The organism is Ruegeria sp. YKSD179 (assembly GCF_059612885.1).
The window spans coordinates 194,551-213,437 of record NZ_JBXWRL010000004.1; the positions used below are offsets into that span (position 1 = coordinate 194,551).

Here is an 18,887-nt window from a genome sequence, read left to right on the forward strand (position 1 = left end):
CAACCGGAGGTGAAACTATGCTGACCCAGATCAAGACCGCTTTCAGCCGCTCGCAAGCAACCATCTTGCAGGACGCTGCTGGAGCCGTGTCATTGGTGGTGATGCTATTGGTTGCCCTTCACCTTCCGACGGGCTTTTGAGCCTTTCTGCCTGCGATCTCGTGCCGAAGAAACCGCGCATGTCATCCCCATCTCAGTCAAGGGTGACCTGCCTGTCCCAAACCCCTTGAGGGGCCTGCCTCGGCCCCTGCGCGGAATTCCGGATCCCACGCGAGAAACGCAAAACCTAACGCCGCCCTTTCCGCCCGGAAGGAGCGGCGTTCTTTTTTACAACTGCCCGGTTTTCATGATTTCGAGTAAGGCCGACAGCACAGAATTTACTGCGACCGAAGCCAAAATCATTCCCATAACCCGGCTTATTATCGCGGCGCCTGAGTGCCCGATTAGACGGATAATAGGCTCTGCCAGCAACATCAGCACAAAAGCAATTGCTATCACGACAAGCATTACCATGGCGGTAATCCCCTGATCCGCAGCACTGAACCGATGGTTATCCGTAAGAATGACAATCGCCAACATTGCTCCGGGCGAAGCCAAAGACGGAACGGCCAAAGGAAAAATAGCAGGGTTGTGCTGATGCATTTTGTCGCCCCTGTCTTCTTCAGCCTGACGTCTTTCGATTTCCTGTTTGCTTTCGCCAAAAATCATGGTCAGCGCGAATAGGAAAAGGATGATGCCACCGGCGACCTGAAAAGAATTGAGCCCGATATCTAACGCCTCTATTAGAAGCTGCCCAAAAATAAGAAAAAACAACAACACCCCTGCGCTGATCAAAGAAGCAAGTAAAGCCGTTCGACGACGAGCAGCAGCTTCAAGACCAGCGGTCACCGCGATAAAAACAGGGATGGTGCCAATTGGATCAATGACAACCCAAAGGGTGACGAAATGTTCCAATAAATTGTCCAAATGAATTCACTCCGCGATAGCTTGACGGGAGGTTAAACAGAATTCTGCACCAACGCCACGATCAGGCGCAGTTGGCTTGTTCCGCCTGCTCCATGGCTTCGGCTGTCGCCTCCAGCGTCAATAAGATAGACGCGTGCCTGTTTTTGTATTCCCGGGCCGGCATTAGAACCTGCAGCCCATCAAATGGGGCATCCGGGGCAGGACCGTTCTTCTTCAGCATGGTAGCCAGTTGATCACGTGCGGTTTCCACCTGCTTTCGGGTTGAACCGATGATCGAGCTACCAACAACAGACGCGGAGGCTTGACCAAGCGCACACGCTTTTACGTCTTGTCCAAACTCGGCTATCCGTCCATCGCGCATTTTGACGTCCACTGTAACGGTTGAACCGCACAATGGCGCACGTTTCTTGACCGTCGCATCTGGGTTGTCGAGACGGTCCAACAGGGGGATATCTGCTGCTAACGCAAGGATGCGCCCGGAATAAAGCTTGATCAGATCGGTTTCGCCAGACATGGGTTTCCCTCGTTGACTGTTCCCCATACATAGTAGCCAAACGAATGGATGCAAAAGGTTTTTACCATGTCGCAAACTGCCAAATTTGATCCAACGTCGATCAAATACAACGAGGCGGGCCTTGTACCCGCCATCGCGCAGGACGAAAGCACAGGCGAAGTTTTGATGATGGCTTGGATGAACGAACAGGCCATACAACGAACAATTGAGACACGGCGTGTAACCTACTGGTCAAGATCAAGAAAAGCGTTTTGGATAAAAGGCGAAAGCTCTGGTCACGTGCAAGAACTTGTCGACTTCCGCATCGATTGCGACCGGGACTGTCTTTTAGTTGTGGTGCGTCAAACAGGAGCTGCTTGTCATACCAATCGTAGAACCTGTTTTTATACTGCCGTGAGGGACGGCAAAGAAGTTGAGTTGATGGCCCCTATGACTTAAATTGCGGGCTGGGCACTTTCCTCTGGCAAAGAAAATCAAAGGCCAACCAGCTTTCTGATGCCTGCGGGTGTCGCGCCGTCGTTTCGATATTTCTCTATGGCACGCGCGTCATCGCGCTTTGCAAGACGCTTGCCGTTTTCGTCCCGAATCAGCTTGTGGTGAATGTAAATCGGGGTGGGTAAGTCCAGCAATACTTGCAGCAAGACGTGTATCCGGGTGGCTTCAAACAGGTCTTGCCCACGTACAACATGTGTTATTCCTTGCTCACCGTCGTCCACCACGACGGAAAGGTGGTACGAAGTACCCATATCTCGTCGAGACAGCACGACGTCACCTATGGTATTTTCCATTTCCTGGGCAGAGAACTCAATAATCCCGGTTTCGCCTCTGGGACCTTGCCCACGTTCTTCAAATCTGGCTATTTCGCCACCTTGAATACTGAGCAAAAGCTTACGCGCCTCGCGAACTGCTTTAGCGATATCCAACCTAAGCACTGTGTCAGTTGGTCGTCTTTGATCCGGGGAAAAATTAGCTGCCCCCTTTGAACGACAGGTTCCAGGATAGATTATACCATCGGGGCCAATTAGAGGCGCGCCTTCCTGAGGAGCGTTGACAGCGGCAGAAATGTCCTTGCGATTGCAAGTGCATGGGTACAGAAGGCCTTTAGCCCACAATCTATCCAAAGCGCCCTGATAAAGGTCCAAACGTTCGGATTGCCGCATCACAGGAGTTGGCCATCGCAGACCTAACCAATGCAAATCGTTGTAAATCTGCTGCTCCCAATGCGGCCGGGCCCGAGATTGGTCAATATCCTCTATCCGCAGCAGGAATTCGCCCCTTTTGGACAGCGCCGTATCATAGGCCAACAATGCCGAATACGCATGGCCAAGGTGCAAAGGGCCCGTAGGCGAAGGCGCAAATCGTGTTCTGAATGTCACGTCTTTTCTAATACATACACGTCAGACTTCATGTCCATACCCTGCAGGTGCGGCCCGTTTTCACGAAACAGCAGACGGGCATGACCCATATCAAGCCAATCACTGAGCCTGGTAGTGTAACTGGGATCTGCCAAAGTCAGATTATTGAACGAAAAGGCCAGAAAACCGCCCTTGGGCAACGCGTTCATCAATAGATCAAAAGTTCCCGGAGGCGCTGCGCCGGTGCCAATTACTCCGATCGCAGTAATTGCAGAATAGGCTCCCTGCTTCAATGGATTGGGATCGGTAATATCGAAATCCTCAACATGGCGATATACACCTTTATCTTCAGCGCCTTTCAGCATTTCAGGTGTCGGATCCATTCCATCAATCACATTGTACCCGACCTTGCTTAGCGCCAGTCCAGACAGGCCGGTTCCACAGCCGTAGTCCAGTATAGGAACGTCAGCATCTGGCATTTTGGACCATAACGCTTCGGCAACACGTGTTGGTGTAACGTACCCATTTTCGCCAACATCGTCATCGTAAGACGAGGCCCATTTGCGATAATGCTCTTGGGTATCCTGAGGAGAATTCAGATCGTAAACGTCTTTGAAGTTTTTGTTGCTCATGGCCTCATTTTAGGCGGCGTTAATGCGTCGCGTCCAGCCGCCAATGCGACAACCAATCGGTCCAAGCCGCTTTTGCGCGATCCGTGTAGGCCTTGTAGCGGTCCTTGCGTCCACGGCGTCCACCTTTGAGGCCGTCGACAGGTCGAAATAAACCAAAATTTACGTTCATTGGCTGAAAGGTCTTCGCTTCGGCTCCTCCGGTGATGTGATGTATAAGGGCGCCCATCGCACTGTCCTGCGGAACGGCGGGAATTTGACGCCCCAAAATCTCGGCCGCAGCAAACCGTCCGGCCAGAAGCCCCATTGCGGCGCTTTCGACATAACCCTCGACCCCTGTGATTTGACCGGCAAATCTGATGTTCGGACGGGATTTCAACCGCATTTGCTCATCCAGCAGCGTGGGTGAATTGATAAATGTGTTTCTATGGATACCACCCAATCGCGCGAAACTGGCATTCTCCAGCCCGGGAATCATTCGGAAAACATCTGCCTGTGCGCCGTATTTCATCTTAGTTTGAAATCCTACGATATTGAAAAGTGTTCCAAGCGCATTATCCCTGCGCAATTGCACGACGGCGTAGGGTTTAATATCCGGATGGTGCGGGTTAGTCAGGCCAACAGGTTTCATCGGCCCATGTCGCAATGTTTCTCGGCCTCGTTCGGCCATCACTTCGATCGGCAGGCAACCATCAAAGTACCCGGCAGTTTCACCTTCGTGGAATTCTGTCTTTTCGGCAGCCAGCAGCGCGTCAATGAAAGCCTCATATTGATCTCGGTCCATGGGACAATTCAGGTACGCTGCGCGCTCCTCTTCGGTTTCACCTTTGTCATAGCGCGATTGCATCCAGGCTTGGCTCATGTCGATGCTGTCTGTGTAGACTATGGGCGCGATTGCATCGAAAAACGCTAATGCGTCAGATCCGGTTTCGGATTTGATTGCCGAACCCAGCGAAGTCGACGTCAGTGGGCCAGTAGAAAATATCCAATGCCCATCTTCCGGTAAGCAGGATATTTCCTCTGAATTTAATGTAACCCGGGGATGGGCTAGAAGTTTGGCGGTCACCTCTACTGCAAATGGGTCACGATCTACAGCCAGCGCTCCTCCGGCGGGTAAGCGGTGCGCGTCGGCAGTGGTCATAATTAATCCATCAGCAGCGCGCATTTCCCAATGTAGCAAACCAACTGCATTCTGCTCATCATCGTCCGATCGAAAGGAATTCGAACACACCATTTCCGCAAGGTTCCCGGTTTGGTGCGCAAAAGTGCCAACTTTGGGTCGCATTTCATGAACAACAACGTCAACGCCCATTTCCGCCGCTTGCCAGGCGGCCTCGGACCCAGCCATGCCGCCGCCTACAATGTGTAATTTCTGTGTCATGTGCAGCCACATAGGGCACAGACACACTGCGTGCAACGCACGTTTACAGGTAAATTTTTGGGTAATCTTGGGGTCGCCGCTGCGGGAATGTCTACGCCGGTGAGAGAAACCGGCTTGGAGGGACCTTCCGCCGACGGCGACCCAAAAGTGTCCTTAAGGCCTTAGCCTTGTTCCACCTTTGCCACACTGTCGCCCATTTGAAAAGCAAAAAAACACCACGAGCCGCGAAAATCGTTTAAAATAATGGTCTTATTGCTTCCAATTAGGAGGTCTTTTTTCGATAAAGGCGTTTATTCCTTCCTCGGTATCTCTATGAAGCATATTCTGCGCCATCACCTCGGCAGCGTAAGTGTAAGCCAGATCTGTAGGCATTTGAATTTGCTGGTAAAATGCTTCTTTTCCCACCTTTACTGCTGATCCTAACTTTTCAGCAAGGCGTTCCGCCAACGCGTTTGCTTCTTGATCCAGGCTTGACTCAGATACAACCCGATTGATCAGGCCTATTTCAGCGGCTCGACTTGCCGTAATGAAATCACCGGTGGTCAGCATCTCAAAAGCAAGTTTTCGCGGAACGTTTCTACTGAGCGCAACCATGGGCGTAGAACAAAACAGGCCGATATTTACTCCATTAACACCGAAACGCGTACTGTCGGCTGCTATGGCTAAATCGCATGTTGCGACCAACTGGCACCCGGCCGCAGTGGCAATACCATGGATTTGCGCGATAACTGGTTGCGGAAGACTTTGGATTGACATCATCATCTTAGCGCAGCGGTCAAACAAATCTTGAAAGTATGCAAGCCCCCCGTCTTCCGCTTGCCGACCTTGCGTCATCTGTTTCAAATCATGGCCAGCACAGAAGGCCTTGCCTGCACCACTTAGGATCACAGCACGAATAGATCGATCATCTCGGAGCGAATCGAGTTGGGCTTGAAGGGCCGCCAACATTTCATCACTCAAGGCGTTCAGGCGCTCTGGAGCATTCATAGTCAAGCGCGCCACCGCGCCAATGTCGTTACGTTCCAGAATTGCCATCTTGCCCTCCTGCTGGCTGTTGGCCAACTCTAGGGCGGTACGGCAAGGAGTGAAAGTATGTCATTGGCTCTGAACAAAAAAGAATTGGCTGAATACCTGGTGCAGGTTTTTCCACAGGTTCATCAAGATTTTGTAATCGAGGAACTAACAGAATCGGGTATCACCATGCGCCTTGTCGTGACTGAACGACATCTAAGACCAGGCGGAACGGTGTCGGGACCGTCGATGTTTGGTCTGGCTGACGTAAGTGTTTATGCTATGGTGCTTGCTCGAAAAGGACGCCAATCTCTTGCCGTAACCACCAACAGTTCAATGGACTTTTTGCGCAAACCGATCGGCGGGGTGGACTTAATTGCGAAATGCCGGCTTCTAAAACTTGGCCGCAGTCTGGCTGTCGGAGACGTGCTTATGTTTTCAGAAGGTTCAGATGACGTTGTTGCACGTGCAAGTTTAACCTATTCCACTCCACCGGCAGGTTCAGCTGCAGCGTCATTTGGATAAAAAAGGCCGGGGACAAACCCCGGCCAAGGAAGAGGTCCCAATGAAATGGGACTGGGGACAATTCATTTCATCCAGAAGTAAAGGCCGATTTCGTCATGGGCTTGAAATCGCGTCAATCCGACGTCGCGCAGTAAACGATCGTCTAGTTTGCCAAGGTTCACGCGACTACGGCGGCGCTGCTCCCATTTTGTGACAGTCGCTGCAAATTGCACGGCCAGGGCTGCGATAAGAGGCAGCCGAGGGCTGTCATTCAGCAGTGCAAGGGCAGGTATGTGCATTGAGCGTGTCATCTTGAGTATCCTTTCAAATTGTATTGACACAAATATAAGACATTCGGTACAATTGTGGGTACATTCAAAATTGTGTCGAAATCAAAGAAAGAATTGTAATGGATACAATTTGGCCGGAGTCGTTGCCTAGGGCAAAGGGTGCAAAATATACGCTGGTTGCCGATACAATTAGAAAAGCAATCGAAAACAAAACACTGGAGGTTGGCGCTAAACTTCCTCCGGTCCGCGAACTTGCGTATCGCTTACGAATAACACCGGGAACCGTAGCGAGAGCTTATACAATATTGACGGACGAGGGGCTGCTTCTGGCCGAGGTTGGGCGCGGTACATTCGTTGCTCCGCCGAAATCTCCGATTTTGGATGATGTTTGGTCTCGACAACTGCATTTACTGGAAGAAAAAAACGAAAATCATGTGAGCCTGTTCAGCCCGCGTCTGGCAGATGTGGGGCAGGTGGCCTTGATCCGGGAATGCCTGCAAAAAGTGGCAAAGGCCGATCCCTGGTTGTTTTTGAACTACCCGACCCGCGACGCGTATAAACCGATGCGGCAGGTGGTAGCCGAGTGGTTGTCTGATTTGCCTCTTGGGGCATTGACCCACGACGATATTGTTTTGACACATGGAGGACAGAATGGTCTGTGCTTAGTATTTCAGACCATCCTACAAGGGGCAAAACCAGTCGTGCTGGTTGAGGACCTGTCCTACGCCGGGTTCCGTCGGGCAGGAGAATTGATGCGCGCCGAAGTCATCGGCATCAGAATGGACAAATGGGGCGTCGATCCCGATGCCATGGATCATGTGCTCCGACAGACCCCCGCGCAGGCGGTCTGCGTTTCTCCAGAGGTGCAAAATCCTACCGGCCTGCACACTCCACTGGAACGCCGTAAAGAAATTGTCGAAGTGGCACGCCGTCATAACGTTCAGATTGTGGAAGACGATTGCTACCGCATGGGTGAAGCACGTGAACCTAGTTTTCGCGCATTGGCGCCCGAGCGCGGATGGCACGTTTCGTCGATTTCAAAAATACTGACACCTGCCTTGCGTATCGGTTTCGCCATCGCCCCAAGAGAGCGCAGTGCAGATCTGAGGCGGTCGGCCGAATACGGTTATTTCGGATTAGCCCAACCTCTTGCCGAGTTGATTCGCCTGCTTTTATCAGACCCACGCACGCGCGAAGTAGCCAGTGATGTGCGCAAGAGGATGGGTGAGTATGTGCGGGTTGCCGTTAATGTTCTGGGTGGTTTTGATCTAAATTGGGCGCCAGACGTTCCTTTCCTGTGGCTCAACCTGCCAGCGGGATGGCGTTCTGCTGCATTTAGCAGAGCGGCAGAAAGAGAGGGTATTCAGTTGCGTTCGGCCGATGAATTCGCGCTCCGAGATGGCCGTGCCCCGAATGCAGTACGCATCGCCGTCAATGGCCATGTGTCGTTAAATCGGTTCGAAAATGCGATGGTGCGTTTGCGGACTTTGCTGGACAATCCACCGGAACAAATCAGCGTTTGACATCTCACGCCAAGGGATCCGGATCGCCAAAAAAACCAGCAAGATGCGCTATTTGCCCTTGCTTATTCAATTGAACAAAATCATGTCCTGAAACCATGACGCTACCGTCGGGCGCGATCATGCGCCACGTGAAATGGACGACATCGTGATGAACAGTGGGAGCACTGATAATTTCAACACGCCCTTTCGTATCCTTAAGGACATTGCCGATGTGCTCACAGAGTTGCTGCCTGCCTCCGACATCAGCCGTGGGGTCCACATATCGTCCATTCTCGGCAAAACAATGGTCCAACAATTGGGAACGTCTTTCGGGATCGGTTTCCTGCCAGGCTGCGCCGTAAACCGTGATCGTATTATTTATTTCTTGCATCGAAAGCTCCTAAATCCATTGGATGAATTTATAAGAAGATTAGCAGCCCTCGCGTGAATGCAACAACATCCCAAAACTTGGGGTATAATAATACCTATTTTTTATCCATTTGATATTTAACAATAAAATAACACCAACGGCGCTTGACGTGAAATTCCACTCGATCTAAATACCCTTCATCGAATTTGGACCGGTCTGCGATCAGGCCGGTCTTTCACATCAAACAGGATTGTCCTGACATGAAAACCTTTTCTGCAACTCCTGCAGACATCGACAAGAAATGGATCCTGATAGACGCAGAAGGCGTCGTTCTGGGTCGCCTTGCCTCGATTGTCGCCATGCGTCTGCGTGGCAAGCACAAAGCTTCGTTCACACCGAATATGGATATGGGCGACAACGTCATCGTTATCAACGCTGATAAAATTCAGATGACCGGAAAGAAGCGCGACGAAAACTTCTATTGGCACACTGGCCATCCGGGCGGCATCAAATCGCGCACCAAACAGGAAATTCTTGAAGGTGCGCACCCCGAACGCGTTGTAACTCAGGCAGTAAAGCGCATGCTGCCCGGTAACCGCCTGGCACGCCAGCAGATGACGAACTTGCGTGTCTATGCTGGTGCCGAGCATCCTCATGAGGCGCAATCGCCCGAAGTTCTGGACGTTAAGTCCATGAACAAGAAAAACACCCGGAGCTAATGACCGATGGCTGATCAGATCAATACTCTAGAAGAGCTGAGCGCCGTTGCAGGCGTCGAAACCGTGGCTGAAGAAACTGTCGCACGCGAACCAGTGCGTGACGAACTGGGCCGCTCATACGCAACGGGCAAGCGCAAAGACGCTGTTGCACGCGTTTGGATCAAGCCGGGTTCCGGCAAAGTCACTGTAAATGGTAAAGATCAGGACAAGTACTTCGCTCGTCCGGTTCTGCAACTCATCCTGCGCCAGCCATTTCAGGTTGCCGGCGTTGAAGGTGAATTCGATGTTGTCGCAACCGTCAAAGGCGGCGGGCTGACAGGCCAGGCTGGCGCTGTTAAGCACGGCATCTCAAAAGCCCTGCAGCTCTATGATCCGAACCTGCGCGGCGCTCTGAAGGCCGCTGGGTTCCTTACACGCGACAGTCGCGTTGTTGAGCGTAAGAAATATGGTAAGCGCAAGGCGCGTCGTTCGTTCCAGTTTTCCAAGCGCTAATTCGCTACGGACTACAAAAAAGTTTAAAGGGCTCGCTGCGCGAGCCCTTTTCTTTTGTTTGACTATTCTTCGTAAACCAGATTCCACGCCCCACCTTCGACCACGTTGACAAACACAGTATCGGCACCTTGGTGATCATCCGGCCCGTAAGATATATGATTCCCGACTAGTTCATCATTGTAATCAAGCGCTTCCATGGCAGAAATAAAGCTATCATGGGTCAAATCTGGACCGGCTGCCTCTAACGCCATGACCATCATTTCAGCAGCGGAATAACCCAGCATCGAAAAGCCAACCGGATCTTCCCCGGTAGCTGCTTTATACTCGGCGATAAAAGCCGCAGGGGCGGGCTCATCGGCTCGCGCCCAAAGATCCAGCCACGATGCAGCTGCATAGAAACCATCAGTGACACCACCAGGAACCTGAGCGACGACAGTCAGAAAGCTTGCTGAAGTGCCAAGGAACTTCATATCGTTAAGTCCCATTTTCTTTGCCGTTCCAGCCACGGTGATCGCTTGGCGGACGCCAAGGGCGATAGTCACGATATCGCAACCTTCGTCCTTTAACTTGCTCAGCGAGCCGACAAAATCCGTTTCGTCAGGTTTATGGGTCGTTTCAGTTCCAAACTTGATCCCGGCTTCTTCCGCTCCCGCCTTACTACCTTCGAGAATTTCCTGACCGAAATCTGTGGGCAGGTACATCGTGCAAACGGTTTGAGACCCGAACTCGTTGGCCAAGTATTTCACGCCGATCCGGCTTTGGTCAAAATAGGTAGAGAAAGAAGTGAACTTGTTGTCCATTGGCTCCTGCAACATTTGCCGGGCCGCGGTAAGGGGCGCTACATTTGGAATACCCTTTGGGTCCAATAGCTTAAAGCCTGCAACATTCATTGGTGTACCCAAAGATTGGAGCATTGCGAAAACCTTATCTCGGTTCAACAGCTTGTTGTAACCTTGCATCGCCCGAGGCATTTGGTACCCGTTATCTTCGACCAAGTAACGGATTTTTCGACCATGAACGCCACCTTCGGCGTTGACGCGATCAAAAACCACGTTCGCGCCTTTGGTTGCTGGCACACCCACCGCAGCAAAAATCCCGCTAAGGTCGCTTACAGAGCCGATGACAATCTCGTCATCCGTTACACCCTGAGTTTCCGCCCAGATTGATGTAGTGGAAACTGCCAAAGTGGCGGCTGTCGCCAAACCTTTCGTCAAGTTTCTCATGTCTCTCCTCCCTTTGAACCTCTATCTAATTGTACATGTCATCAATGAGATGTGAGTGTTTCTTCTCCACCAGTCCCCGCTTTAGTTTCATGGTGGCCGTCAGTTCGTCATCTTCGGCGGTTAACAAGACATCAATCAGCCGAAAGTCTTTTATTTGTTCGACGCGGGCAAATTTTTCGTTCGTCGCAGCGACTTCTGCTCCAATCAGTTTTTTTATCTCTTGCGCAGCGCACAAAGAGGCAAAGTTGGAAAATGGAACCTTATGATCCTGCGCAAATTTTTCGACATGTTCCTGATCAATCATGATCAGTGCGGTCAGAAATTTGCGACCATCGCCAATGATGACAGCATCCGAAATGTAGAGACTGAATTTCAATCGACTTTCGATCTCGGCAGGAGTGATGTTTTTGCCGCCAGCCGTGATGATAATATCCTTAGATCGCCCGGTTATCGTGACAAAGCCGTCATTGTCCATCTTCCCCAAGTCACCTGTGCGCAACCATCCATCCGCTGTGAATGTCTCGGCCGTCTTTGCATTGTTTCTCCAATAACCCTGGAAAACATTCAGGCCCTTGATTTGAATTTCGCCATCTTCGGCAATCCGAATATCGCTACCAGCAACGGCTTTACCGATGGTGCCCGGTTTGTTGGCTTCAAGTGTGTTTAGCGTCGCGATCCCGGACGTTTCCGTCATTCCGAAACCTTCAATCAAAGGGACACCGATGGCCCAGTACCATTTCAGCAATTCGGGGGAAATCGGCGCCGCGCCCGAGCCACCGCGACGTAATCTGTCCATTCCTAACATTCGTCGCAAGTTTCGCAGAACAAGCTGATCCCAGATCCAAAATCGCACTGCAACGTAGATCGGTACCGGATTGTTTTTCATGCTGTATTCCGCCCGGTCCATCCCTACCTTCAAGGCCATTTCAAAGGCTATACGCCCAGTTACCGAGGCCTCTTGCTTCATTATTTGAACCTGAGAATAAATCTTTTCCCAAACCCGCGGAACAGCCGTAAAGGTCGCCGGAGAAACCTCTTGGAGGTTGGCAAAAACGGTTTCTGGACTTTCCGCAAAATTTACTGTGGATCGCGCCGCTAACGGAAAATAGATCGAAACGTCACGTTCAAGAATATGACACAGGGGCAGAAAACAAAGCTGCTCATCCGAAGCCAGCGTAGGCAGTGAGTGCGCACCCGCCTCGATTGCAGCCAAGATGTTTTCGTTACTCAACATCGCGCCCTTAGGTTGGCCCGTGGTGCCGGAAGTATAAACAAGGATCGCCGTGTCTTGCGGCGTCGTTTTTTGGATCTCAGACTCGAACCATCCGTTCTCATGAACTTCGACCTGATTACCAATTGCGTACAGGTCCTGAATCATTAGGCACTTTGGATTATCCAGATCGTGCAAGCCTTCGTCTTCTAGGATTATCACCTTCAACAGGCCAGGGACTTCGTTTTCGATCTCAAAGAACTTGTCCAGCTGTTCCTCGTTTTCAACGATCAAAAACCGGCTGTCGCTGTCGGCGATCAAATATTGAAGCTGACTGGCAGAGTCCGTTGTGTAAACACCCGAGGCAATGCCGCCAACGCACTGTATGCCCATATCGAACCACGCCCATTCCTTGCGGTCCTCAGACAAAATTGAAACGACTTCGCCGCGCTTCAATCCTAATTCTCGCAAGGCGAGGCCGATCCACTTTGCATGTTTCCAGTAGTCAGACCACGAATAGGACTTCCAAATACCCAGATCTTTTTCCCGATGGGCTGTTCGGTCACTTAGCTCAGTGCAGCGTTTGTGAAACAGCTCGCCAACCGTTACGCATCCATCAACGCGCAACGGGCGTTGACCGGGTGTTGCGTTGAAACTGACCCCATTGATAATTTTCTGAGCGGGCAGGGTGCTGGCATTCATCTGGTTCATCTCCAGGTCTTTTTCCGCTTCCAACGGCGATTTTCGCGAGCACCTTCTTCTTGAACGCCCAGATAAAAATTCTGGATGTCTTCGGATTTCATCAAATCCTCTGCTGAACCATCCATGACGATCCGCCCAAGTTCCATCACGTACCCATGATGGGCCAATTCCAACGCCGCGTTGGCATTCTGCTCGACAAGCACCATGGTCATTTTTTGCTCGTCGTTTAGTCTCCGCAAAATGCCGAAAATCTCCTGCACGAGTATTGGCGACAATCCCAGTGAAGGTTCGTCCAACAACATGATTTTAGGGCTAGCCATCAAACCGCGACCGATTGCCAACATTTGTTGTTGGCCACCTGACAGTGTACCTGCCTCTTGCTGCCTGCGCGCTTTTAGAACCGGAAAGTAGTGAAAAACCAGTTCCCGATCCCTTTCGATTAGGGACTTATCGGATATTGTATATGCACCTAGAGTGAGGTTTTCATCCACTGTCATCAAGGGAAAAACCTCGCGTCCTTCGGGAACGTGGACGATGCCCCTTTGCACCACTTCGTGTGGTTCCAATCCCTGAATATCCTTTCCGTTCAGATTGATACGGCCCTTTTCTGGGTCCATAACCCCCGAAACGGTTTTCATTAAAGTAGTTTTTCCAGCGCCGTTGGCACCAAGGATCGAGACAATCTGACCTTCCAGAATATCAATGGAAACGCCTCGGATCGCTTGGATTGGGCCATAAAAACTTTCAATGTTTCGGATCATAAGGATTGGGTCGTTCATGAGGCTTTCCCAAGATACGCTTCAATCACAGCCGGATGGGATTGCACATGTTCTGGCGGACCAAGCGCCAATTTTGCGCCGTCAGCCATCGCTAAAACTCGGTCCGAAACACCTGAAACGAGCCCCATGTCGTGCTCTACCATCAACACAGTGATACCCATCTGCTTGCGGATATCATCGATCCACCAGCGCATGTCCGTAGTTTCTTCGACCGACAAACCCGAGGCAGGCTCATCCAACAGCAGAAGTTTGGGGTCTGTTGCCAAGGCTCGGGCAACCTCTACAACCTTCCTCACGCCATAAGGTAATCCCGAAATCATTTTGTCGCGAAACGCTTGGAGGTCGAGAAAGTCAATTATTTCTTCGACTTTTTCACGGTTCTTAATCTCTTGCTGCCTTACGGAAGGTAGGAAAAGGATTTCTGAAACCAAGTTCGTTCGGCGGTGCCGATGGCGCCCGACCAATAGATTCTGTAACACGGTCGCGTGCTCAAAAAGTTCGATATTCTGGAAAGTCCTTGCCACTCCGTACGATGCGACACCAGACGGTTTCACCCGCAACAAATCATGCCCATCAAACCGGATTGACCCAGCGAATGGATCATAGAACCGCGATATAAGGTTAAAGACTGTGGATTTACCCGCGCCATTAGGCCCCACAATGGCGAAAACTTCTCCTTCTTCGACTTCGAAAGACAAATTGTCGACGGCCGTGAGACCCCCGAAGTTCAGGGTGACACTTTCAAATTCTAGCAAACTCACCTTAGGCGCTCCGTCTTGAGGTACGACTTCTGGCGTTTGAACATTTCCTTTCTGTAAAATGGAAATAACTCGAACCAAGTTCGAATTTTCAACCAACGACCGTACATGCCCAAGGGTTCGAAAAGGATGAAGGCGATCAAGATCATGCCAAAGATTCCAAATTCAAGCCCGGGAATGGCTACGGCATTTCCGCCAAATATCGCGCCGACATATTCCTTTGAGATGGAAAGGAATTGCGGCAAGAAGCCAACCACAATGGCACCAAGAAACGCTCCATGGATTGAACCTAATCCTCCAATCACAATCATCATCAGCAGTTGGATCGAAATCAGAACGCTGAACGTTTCGTTGTTGAAAGCTCCGGCATAGAGACCCATCAATGCTCCGGCCCAACCCGTTACAGAACAGGACAAAGCGAACGAAATCATCTTGGTCCGCGCAATGTCCACGCCCATTGCCTGAGCGGAAACTTCTGAATCTCGAACGGCGATAAAACTGCGGCCTAACGGCGCCCTTAACAAATTGATATACCCTATTGTAACCAATAACGTAACACCGAGTACCAGCCAGAAGAACTCAACTGGCGTAGCCCATCGATCCACCAGTTTGCCGAATATCTCGACGCCTCCGACAAATTTACCGGTGACGCCGCCGGTGATCGGCTCAGCCAGCACAATGATGTCGTCCATCAATATTGAGAGAGCCAACGTGAAAATCGCCAGATAAATACCATGCAGCCGCAGAGCAGGGATTGCGACGGTAACACCAGCTACTCCCGTCAAAATACCAGATAAAGGAAAAGCCAGCAGAAAAGGAACGCCAGCTTCGATCAGAGCCACGTTTGCATAACAACCGAATGCCAGAAAAGCCGCGTGCCCAAGGCTCACCTGACCTGTATGGCCAGTCAAAATCATCAAACCCAGGCCGGCAATTGCCCAAATCAGAACATTGGTCAACTCGCCCAGAAAGAAATCATCCAGCAACCATGGGGCAGAAAAAACCAAAGCCAGAAGAAAAAGATAGAGGCTTAGTTGATATCCATCTTTCCAAGGGCGAATGTCCTGAATGTAATTTGTTTTGAACACAAATCTCATGTAGCTAGACCTTTTTAGCCCGTACTTGGCTGAACAAACCGTTGGGACGAAAAATCAAAACAGCCAACAACAACGCATAGGGCGCAACCTGGCTATAGCCAGCCGCAATATACCGACTGGCAAATGGCTCGATCACGCCAACAATAAGACCGCCAGCTAAAGCACCGGGCAAACTACCAAACCCTCCAATCACTGCAGCAGCAAATGCTTTTATTCCCAGCAAGCCCGTGGTTGGATCAACCGATCCCTTGGCTGCAAAAAGAATGCCTGCAATACACGCGACAACACCGGCCAAGGCCCAGATTACACCCTGAACCTGTTTGACGGGGATACCCATGTAATAAGCAGCCAGTTGGTTTTGTGATGCCGCTTGCATCGCGAGGCCCAGCTTGGTTCGGCTAAAAAACAAGTAAAGCCCAATAGTCAGCAATAAAGTGACGACAATGACGGCAACGTCTTCCAAGCCAAGAACTAGCCCTCCAAAACGGATATCCTTTCCCGCCAGCGGGTTTTGCAAAGTTTGCGGCTCATGCCCCCAGATCAATCCGGCAACAAAACGTATTACAAATCCCATGGCGATGGTAAGAATTACAACCGCCGACTGGCTTTCGCCAAACAGTCTTCGGATGATCAGACGATCCACAAGATACCCGACAGCTGCCATGATGCTTAACGAAATCGGCAAAGCCATCCAGAAGGGCAGCCCCATGTACTCTGTATTCGTCAGTCCGATGGTTACAAAAGCGCCCAGCATCATAAAGTCGCCCTGCGCAAAGTTCACGGCTTCTGTTGCTTTGTAAATCAACACAAAACCGAGAGCGATCAGGCCGTACACGCAGCCATTCGCCAGCCCGCTGATAAGCAGCTGTGCGTTATCCAAGCTTTCCCTCCCGTTGCCTGCGCGCCCGGCGACGTTGGCGCCCCGATCTGGTGTTGGGCTTGGTGTTACTATGGCGTGATAATGACCTTGCCGTCACTCTTTTTCAGCGCACTTGCAAGGTTCGGTACAACTTCGCTCAATCTAAGCCGCTCGGATACATCAGTTTTCCAACGACCATCGGCAAATCGGGCCTGCACCTCGGCAACCACGCGCATTTGCTCTGCAGGGGGCGTCGACATCATCCATCGGGTCAGCCAGAACCCTTCAATTCGTTTGCTCATAAAGATCATTTGCCCGGATTGCGTCAATTGAGGCATTTCGCTGCTGAGCTTTCCATATATAACCCAGCGAGCACCGTTCGGCATGGCGCAAAACAGCTGTTCAGACAATTGATCGGCCACTGCATCCAAAAAGACCCGTGGTTTCATGTTGGTGCTAATAGACGCGAAGTGATCTTTGATCTTTGGATCCGAAGTCACCAATACTTCGACGGCACCAAGTTCTTTCAGTGGTTGAACAGTTTCTGGCCTGCGCACCAATGCGATCGGACTCAATCCTAAATCTCGACCCAGACTACACATCAATTTTCCCAACTGGCTGTTAGCCGCAGAAATCACAAAAGCGTCGCCGTCATTTCGCGCCAAGTCGACCATGGCCATCGCAGTTAAAGGGTTCACGATCTGGGATGCTCCATCTTCATCAGAAATGTCGGGCCGCAATGGGATGCACATTTGACCTTGAGTTACGACATACTCTGCCCAAGCCCCTGATCCTGCCGCAACAAAAGCAACACGTTGATCCTGGAGCGTTTCGGCACCAGCACCAGTTGCCACTACATCGCCGCAACCCTCGAATCCCGCCGGAGCACCTTTTATCCGCGGTTGGCCGTATTCACCCTTAATAAAGTGCATATCCGATGGGTTAACCGAAGCCGCCCGCAACCGGATTAAAACCTGCCCAGGCCCGGGCGAGGGTACCGGTAATTCAGCTTCGGATAGCCAATCAGAAGCATCTTTTATCGTCGGTTCTAGCGCCGTACCGGAATATCCGCCGTGGTTTAGTACAACGGAATACATTGTTGCGGGTAAGGTGTTCATGTGTTGATCCTGTTCAAAATTTATTGAAATATAATCCGTATTGTTCACAAAGGCGCCTTAATGGCAAAAACCAGATAAAATATAACTTATTCAATTTTCAGTTGTTCGAGGAAATAAAATTAGCAACTTGCCCGGCGATGATGCCATAACCGGCAGTGGAAGGATGACCACAACCATCCGGCATATATTTCGACCAATCCTGCGGTGTTACAACAACTTTCATAATGTCGGCACGGTTTTGAAATACTACTTTTAGAGTTTCGATCGTATTTTCGTAAATTTCAATATCTTCAGCAGTACCCGGTATCAATACTATGACCGGCTGAATTTGATGTTCTTCTGCAGTAGTTACAAATCGTTCAAGCACAATATTAAGGTCCTTCATAAACGGTGCAAATTCATCAAACCCTTGCGACCTTTTGATGAGGGCCCACCTAAATCTGTTAGTTCCAAAGTACTCAATTAGCGAAATTGAGTAAGGAAACTTAGCGCGAGGCAGCGTCCAATAATCGGTAATAGCCAATCCTTCGACAATTTGGGTCATTTCTTCTTGATCAAATACGGTAGGGTTATTCGGATTTTCCACGAATTGACCAGCGCGGGAATACGGCTTGAAGCCGAAGTGGAAAGTCGGGTTCCCGCGCAGCGGATAATAAGAGTTCAACATTCGATAAATGTTGTCGCCAATAAAGGCCAATACTGCGATGTCAGCATCCTGCTCTGCTTCAGCCGTCAATTCGAACTTATGCACCGCCTGAAGTATACCATAGCCTGAGACCCCATGATTTATGACTTCGGCATGCAGTTCACTGGCGAGCAGATTTGGAAAGCAGAATGCGTCGCCAACTTCGTCGCCATGCGTAAAAGAATCCCCATAAGTTAATATCTTGAGGCCTTCTGCTGACGCAGGTGTCAGCCGACTTCTATCCTTTTTGTATGTAACTTGCACTGGTTCACCAGAACAATCCAACGCCTCATCTTTGCGGCTTGAAGGGTTATTCCATCCAAGCGCTGCATCATAGCGATGTTCGAGCCAATGCTCGTAAGTGCCCCAGTTTGCGATTAGGTCTTGATTTATCCTTTCTACATCTGAAAACACTCTGCCTTTCGACTCGGATGTCCTCGAAAGTGCAAACCCCAGAACTTCTAAAAGCAAAATGAGAACACAAAAATTTACTAGGCAGCCGACTCATAAAACTCGATCCACAATCGTATCGAGGCCAGTTTGATCATGGCCATGAAGTTGCGTGACGTTTTCTCGTACCGGGTTGCGATACGTCGGAATGAGGCTTTGAGGCGTCCGAAGAACCGTTCGATCTTGTTGCGCTCTTTGTAGAGGTCAGCGTCAAAGTCCTTTGGGAGCTTGCGGTTTGATTTGGATGGGATCACGTCGATCGCGCCCTGTTCCC

General features: G+C 50.6%; 23 protein-coding genes. 6 read left to right on the plus strand and 17 right to left on the minus strand.

The annotated features are described in order from the left end of the window. The first annotated feature begins 17 nt into the window (after positions 1 to 17). Positions 18 to 140, plus strand: a complete 123-nt coding sequence (locus tag AC2FNE_RS04070) for a hypothetical protein (protein ID WP_302477840.1) — start codon at positions 18 to 20, stop codon at positions 138 to 140. Between the two features lie 186 nt (positions 141 to 326). Here the strand turns inward: AC2FNE_RS04070 and AC2FNE_RS04075 are convergent, their stop codons facing one another. Both AC2FNE_RS04075 and AC2FNE_RS04080 read right to left on the minus strand, forming a co-directional pair. Further along, positions 327 to 965 carry a MarC family protein gene (locus tag AC2FNE_RS04075; protein ID WP_170606879.1) on the minus strand — a complete coding sequence of 213 codons (639 nt, stop codon included), beginning with the start codon at positions 963 to 965 and terminating at the stop codon, positions 327 to 329. A 61-nt stretch (positions 966 to 1,026) separates the two neighbouring features. Beyond that, positions 1,027 to 1,479, minus strand: coding sequence for an iron-sulfur cluster assembly scaffold protein (locus tag AC2FNE_RS04080; RefSeq protein WP_170480475.1), 453 nt, complete (start codon positions 1,477 to 1,479; stop codon positions 1,027 to 1,029). Between the two features lie 48 nt (positions 1,480 to 1,527). Here AC2FNE_RS04080 and hisI point away from each other — a divergent pair, with 48 nt between their 5' ends. Beyond that, the gene (gene hisI / locus AC2FNE_RS04085; protein ID WP_170606882.1) at positions 1,528 to 1,917 is read left to right on the plus strand and encodes a phosphoribosyl-AMP cyclohydrolase; all 390 of its coding nucleotides are present in this window, start codon (positions 1,528 to 1,530) and stop codon (positions 1,915 to 1,917) included. A 35-nt stretch (positions 1,918 to 1,952) separates the two neighbouring features. Here the strand turns inward: hisI and gluQRS are convergent, their stop codons facing one another. The 4 genes from gluQRS to AC2FNE_RS04105 form a co-directional block, all read right to left on the minus strand. Beyond that, on the minus strand, positions 1,953 to 2,855 hold the full coding sequence (gene gluQRS / locus AC2FNE_RS04090) for a tRNA glutamyl-Q(34) synthetase GluQRS (protein ID WP_496804825.1): 903 nt from the start codon (positions 2,853 to 2,855) through the stop codon (positions 1,953 to 1,955). Continuing rightward, positions 2,852 to 3,466 (minus strand): class I SAM-dependent DNA methyltransferase, encoded by a 615-nt coding sequence (locus tag AC2FNE_RS04095; RefSeq protein WP_170606886.1) that lies wholly within the window; start codon positions 3,464 to 3,466, stop codon positions 2,852 to 2,854. Before AC2FNE_RS04095 ends, gluQRS begins: the two co-directional genes overlap by 4 nt. Before the next feature lie 19 nt (positions 3,467 to 3,485). Next, positions 3,486 to 4,844 carry a methylenetetrahydrofolate--tRNA-(uracil(54)-C(5))-methyltransferase (FADH(2)-oxidizing) TrmFO gene (trmFO, locus tag AC2FNE_RS04100; protein WP_170606888.1) on the minus strand — a complete coding sequence of 453 codons (1,359 nt, stop codon included), beginning with the start codon at positions 4,842 to 4,844 and terminating at the stop codon, positions 3,486 to 3,488. A gap of 249 nt (positions 4,845 to 5,093) precedes the next feature. After that, on the minus strand, positions 5,094 to 5,906 hold the full coding sequence (locus AC2FNE_RS04105; protein ID WP_302477841.1) for an enoyl-CoA hydratase: 813 nt from the start codon (positions 5,904 to 5,906) through the stop codon (positions 5,094 to 5,096). A gap of 30 nt (positions 5,907 to 5,936) precedes the next feature. Between AC2FNE_RS04105 and AC2FNE_RS04110 the strand changes: the two genes are divergently transcribed. Further along, complete coding sequence (locus AC2FNE_RS04110; protein ID WP_170606892.1) at positions 5,937 to 6,380, plus strand: PaaI family thioesterase; 444 nt, start codon at positions 5,937 to 5,939, stop codon at positions 6,378 to 6,380. Between the two features lie 62 nt (positions 6,381 to 6,442). On the opposite strand, the gene AC2FNE_RS04115 is transcribed toward AC2FNE_RS04110, so the two are convergent. Beyond that, a complete protein-coding gene (locus AC2FNE_RS04115; protein WP_170606894.1) occupies positions 6,443 to 6,670 on the minus strand; it encodes a DUF1127 domain-containing protein in 228 nt (75 codons plus the stop codon). 98 nt (positions 6,671 to 6,768) lie between these two features. On the opposite strand from AC2FNE_RS04115, the gene AC2FNE_RS04120 reads away from it, so the two are divergent. Continuing rightward, the gene (locus tag AC2FNE_RS04120; RefSeq protein ID WP_496804826.1) at positions 6,769 to 8,172 is read left to right on the plus strand and encodes an aminotransferase-like domain-containing protein; all 1,404 of its coding nucleotides are present in this window, start codon (positions 6,769 to 6,771) and stop codon (positions 8,170 to 8,172) included. 4 nt (positions 8,173 to 8,176) lie between these two features. Here AC2FNE_RS04120 and AC2FNE_RS04125 read toward each other — a convergent pair whose 3' ends face one another. Then, positions 8,177 to 8,542 (minus strand): nuclear transport factor 2 family protein, encoded by a 366-nt coding sequence (locus AC2FNE_RS04125; protein WP_496804827.1) that lies wholly within the window; start codon positions 8,540 to 8,542, stop codon positions 8,177 to 8,179. Between the two features lie 239 nt (positions 8,543 to 8,781). Here AC2FNE_RS04125 and rplM point away from each other — a divergent pair, with 239 nt between their 5' ends. Beyond that, complete coding sequence (gene rplM / locus AC2FNE_RS04130) at positions 8,782 to 9,240, plus strand: 50S ribosomal protein L13 (RefSeq protein ID WP_170480494.1); 459 nt, start codon at positions 8,782 to 8,784, stop codon at positions 9,238 to 9,240. 6 nt (positions 9,241 to 9,246) lie between these two features. Then, positions 9,247 to 9,732 carry a 30S ribosomal protein S9 gene (rpsI, locus tag AC2FNE_RS04135; RefSeq protein WP_170480496.1) on the plus strand — a complete coding sequence of 162 codons (486 nt, stop codon included), beginning with the start codon at positions 9,247 to 9,249 and terminating at the stop codon, positions 9,730 to 9,732. Between the two features lie 62 nt (positions 9,733 to 9,794). Here the strand turns inward: rpsI and AC2FNE_RS04140 are convergent, their stop codons facing one another. The 9 genes from AC2FNE_RS04140 to AC2FNE_RS04180 all read right to left on the minus strand — a co-directional run. Continuing rightward, positions 9,795 to 10,955, minus strand: a complete 1,161-nt coding sequence (locus AC2FNE_RS04140; RefSeq protein WP_496804828.1) for an ABC transporter substrate-binding protein — start codon at positions 10,953 to 10,955, stop codon at positions 9,795 to 9,797. 25 nt (positions 10,956 to 10,980) lie between these two features. Beyond that, positions 10,981 to 12,867 (minus strand): AMP-dependent synthetase/ligase, encoded by a 1,887-nt coding sequence (locus AC2FNE_RS04145; RefSeq protein WP_170606901.1) that lies wholly within the window; start codon positions 12,865 to 12,867, stop codon positions 10,981 to 10,983. A gap of 5 nt (positions 12,868 to 12,872) precedes the next feature. Then, positions 12,873 to 13,646 carry an ABC transporter ATP-binding protein gene (locus AC2FNE_RS04150; protein WP_496804829.1) on the minus strand — a complete coding sequence of 258 codons (774 nt, stop codon included), beginning with the start codon at positions 13,644 to 13,646 and terminating at the stop codon, positions 12,873 to 12,875. Then, a complete protein-coding gene (locus AC2FNE_RS04155) occupies positions 13,643 to 14,407 on the minus strand; it encodes an ABC transporter ATP-binding protein (RefSeq protein ID WP_170606905.1) in 765 nt (254 codons plus the stop codon). Before AC2FNE_RS04155 ends, AC2FNE_RS04150 begins: the two co-directional genes overlap by 4 nt. After that, positions 14,404 to 15,501 (minus strand): branched-chain amino acid ABC transporter permease, encoded by a 1,098-nt coding sequence (locus tag AC2FNE_RS04160; protein WP_170606907.1) that lies wholly within the window; start codon positions 15,499 to 15,501, stop codon positions 14,404 to 14,406. The genes AC2FNE_RS04155 and AC2FNE_RS04160 overlap by 4 nt, the downstream gene beginning before the upstream one ends. A gap of 4 nt (positions 15,502 to 15,505) precedes the next feature. Continuing rightward, a complete protein-coding gene (locus tag AC2FNE_RS04165) occupies positions 15,506 to 16,381 on the minus strand; it encodes a branched-chain amino acid ABC transporter permease (RefSeq protein WP_170480508.1) in 876 nt (291 codons plus the stop codon). 68 nt (positions 16,382 to 16,449) lie between these two features. Then, a complete protein-coding gene (locus AC2FNE_RS04170; protein WP_496804830.1) occupies positions 16,450 to 17,478 on the minus strand; it encodes an alcohol dehydrogenase catalytic domain-containing protein in 1,029 nt (342 codons plus the stop codon). 97 nt (positions 17,479 to 17,575) lie between these two features. Further along, positions 17,576 to 18,577: an SGNH/GDSL hydrolase family protein gene (locus tag AC2FNE_RS04175; protein ID WP_496804831.1), complete on the minus strand. Its 1,002-nt coding sequence runs from the start codon at positions 18,575 to 18,577 to the stop codon at positions 17,576 to 17,578. Between the two features lie 77 nt (positions 18,578 to 18,654). Continuing rightward, positions 18,655 to 18,887 (minus strand): transposase (locus AC2FNE_RS04180; RefSeq protein WP_496804832.1); only part of this gene is annotated, 233 nt, incomplete at its 5' end.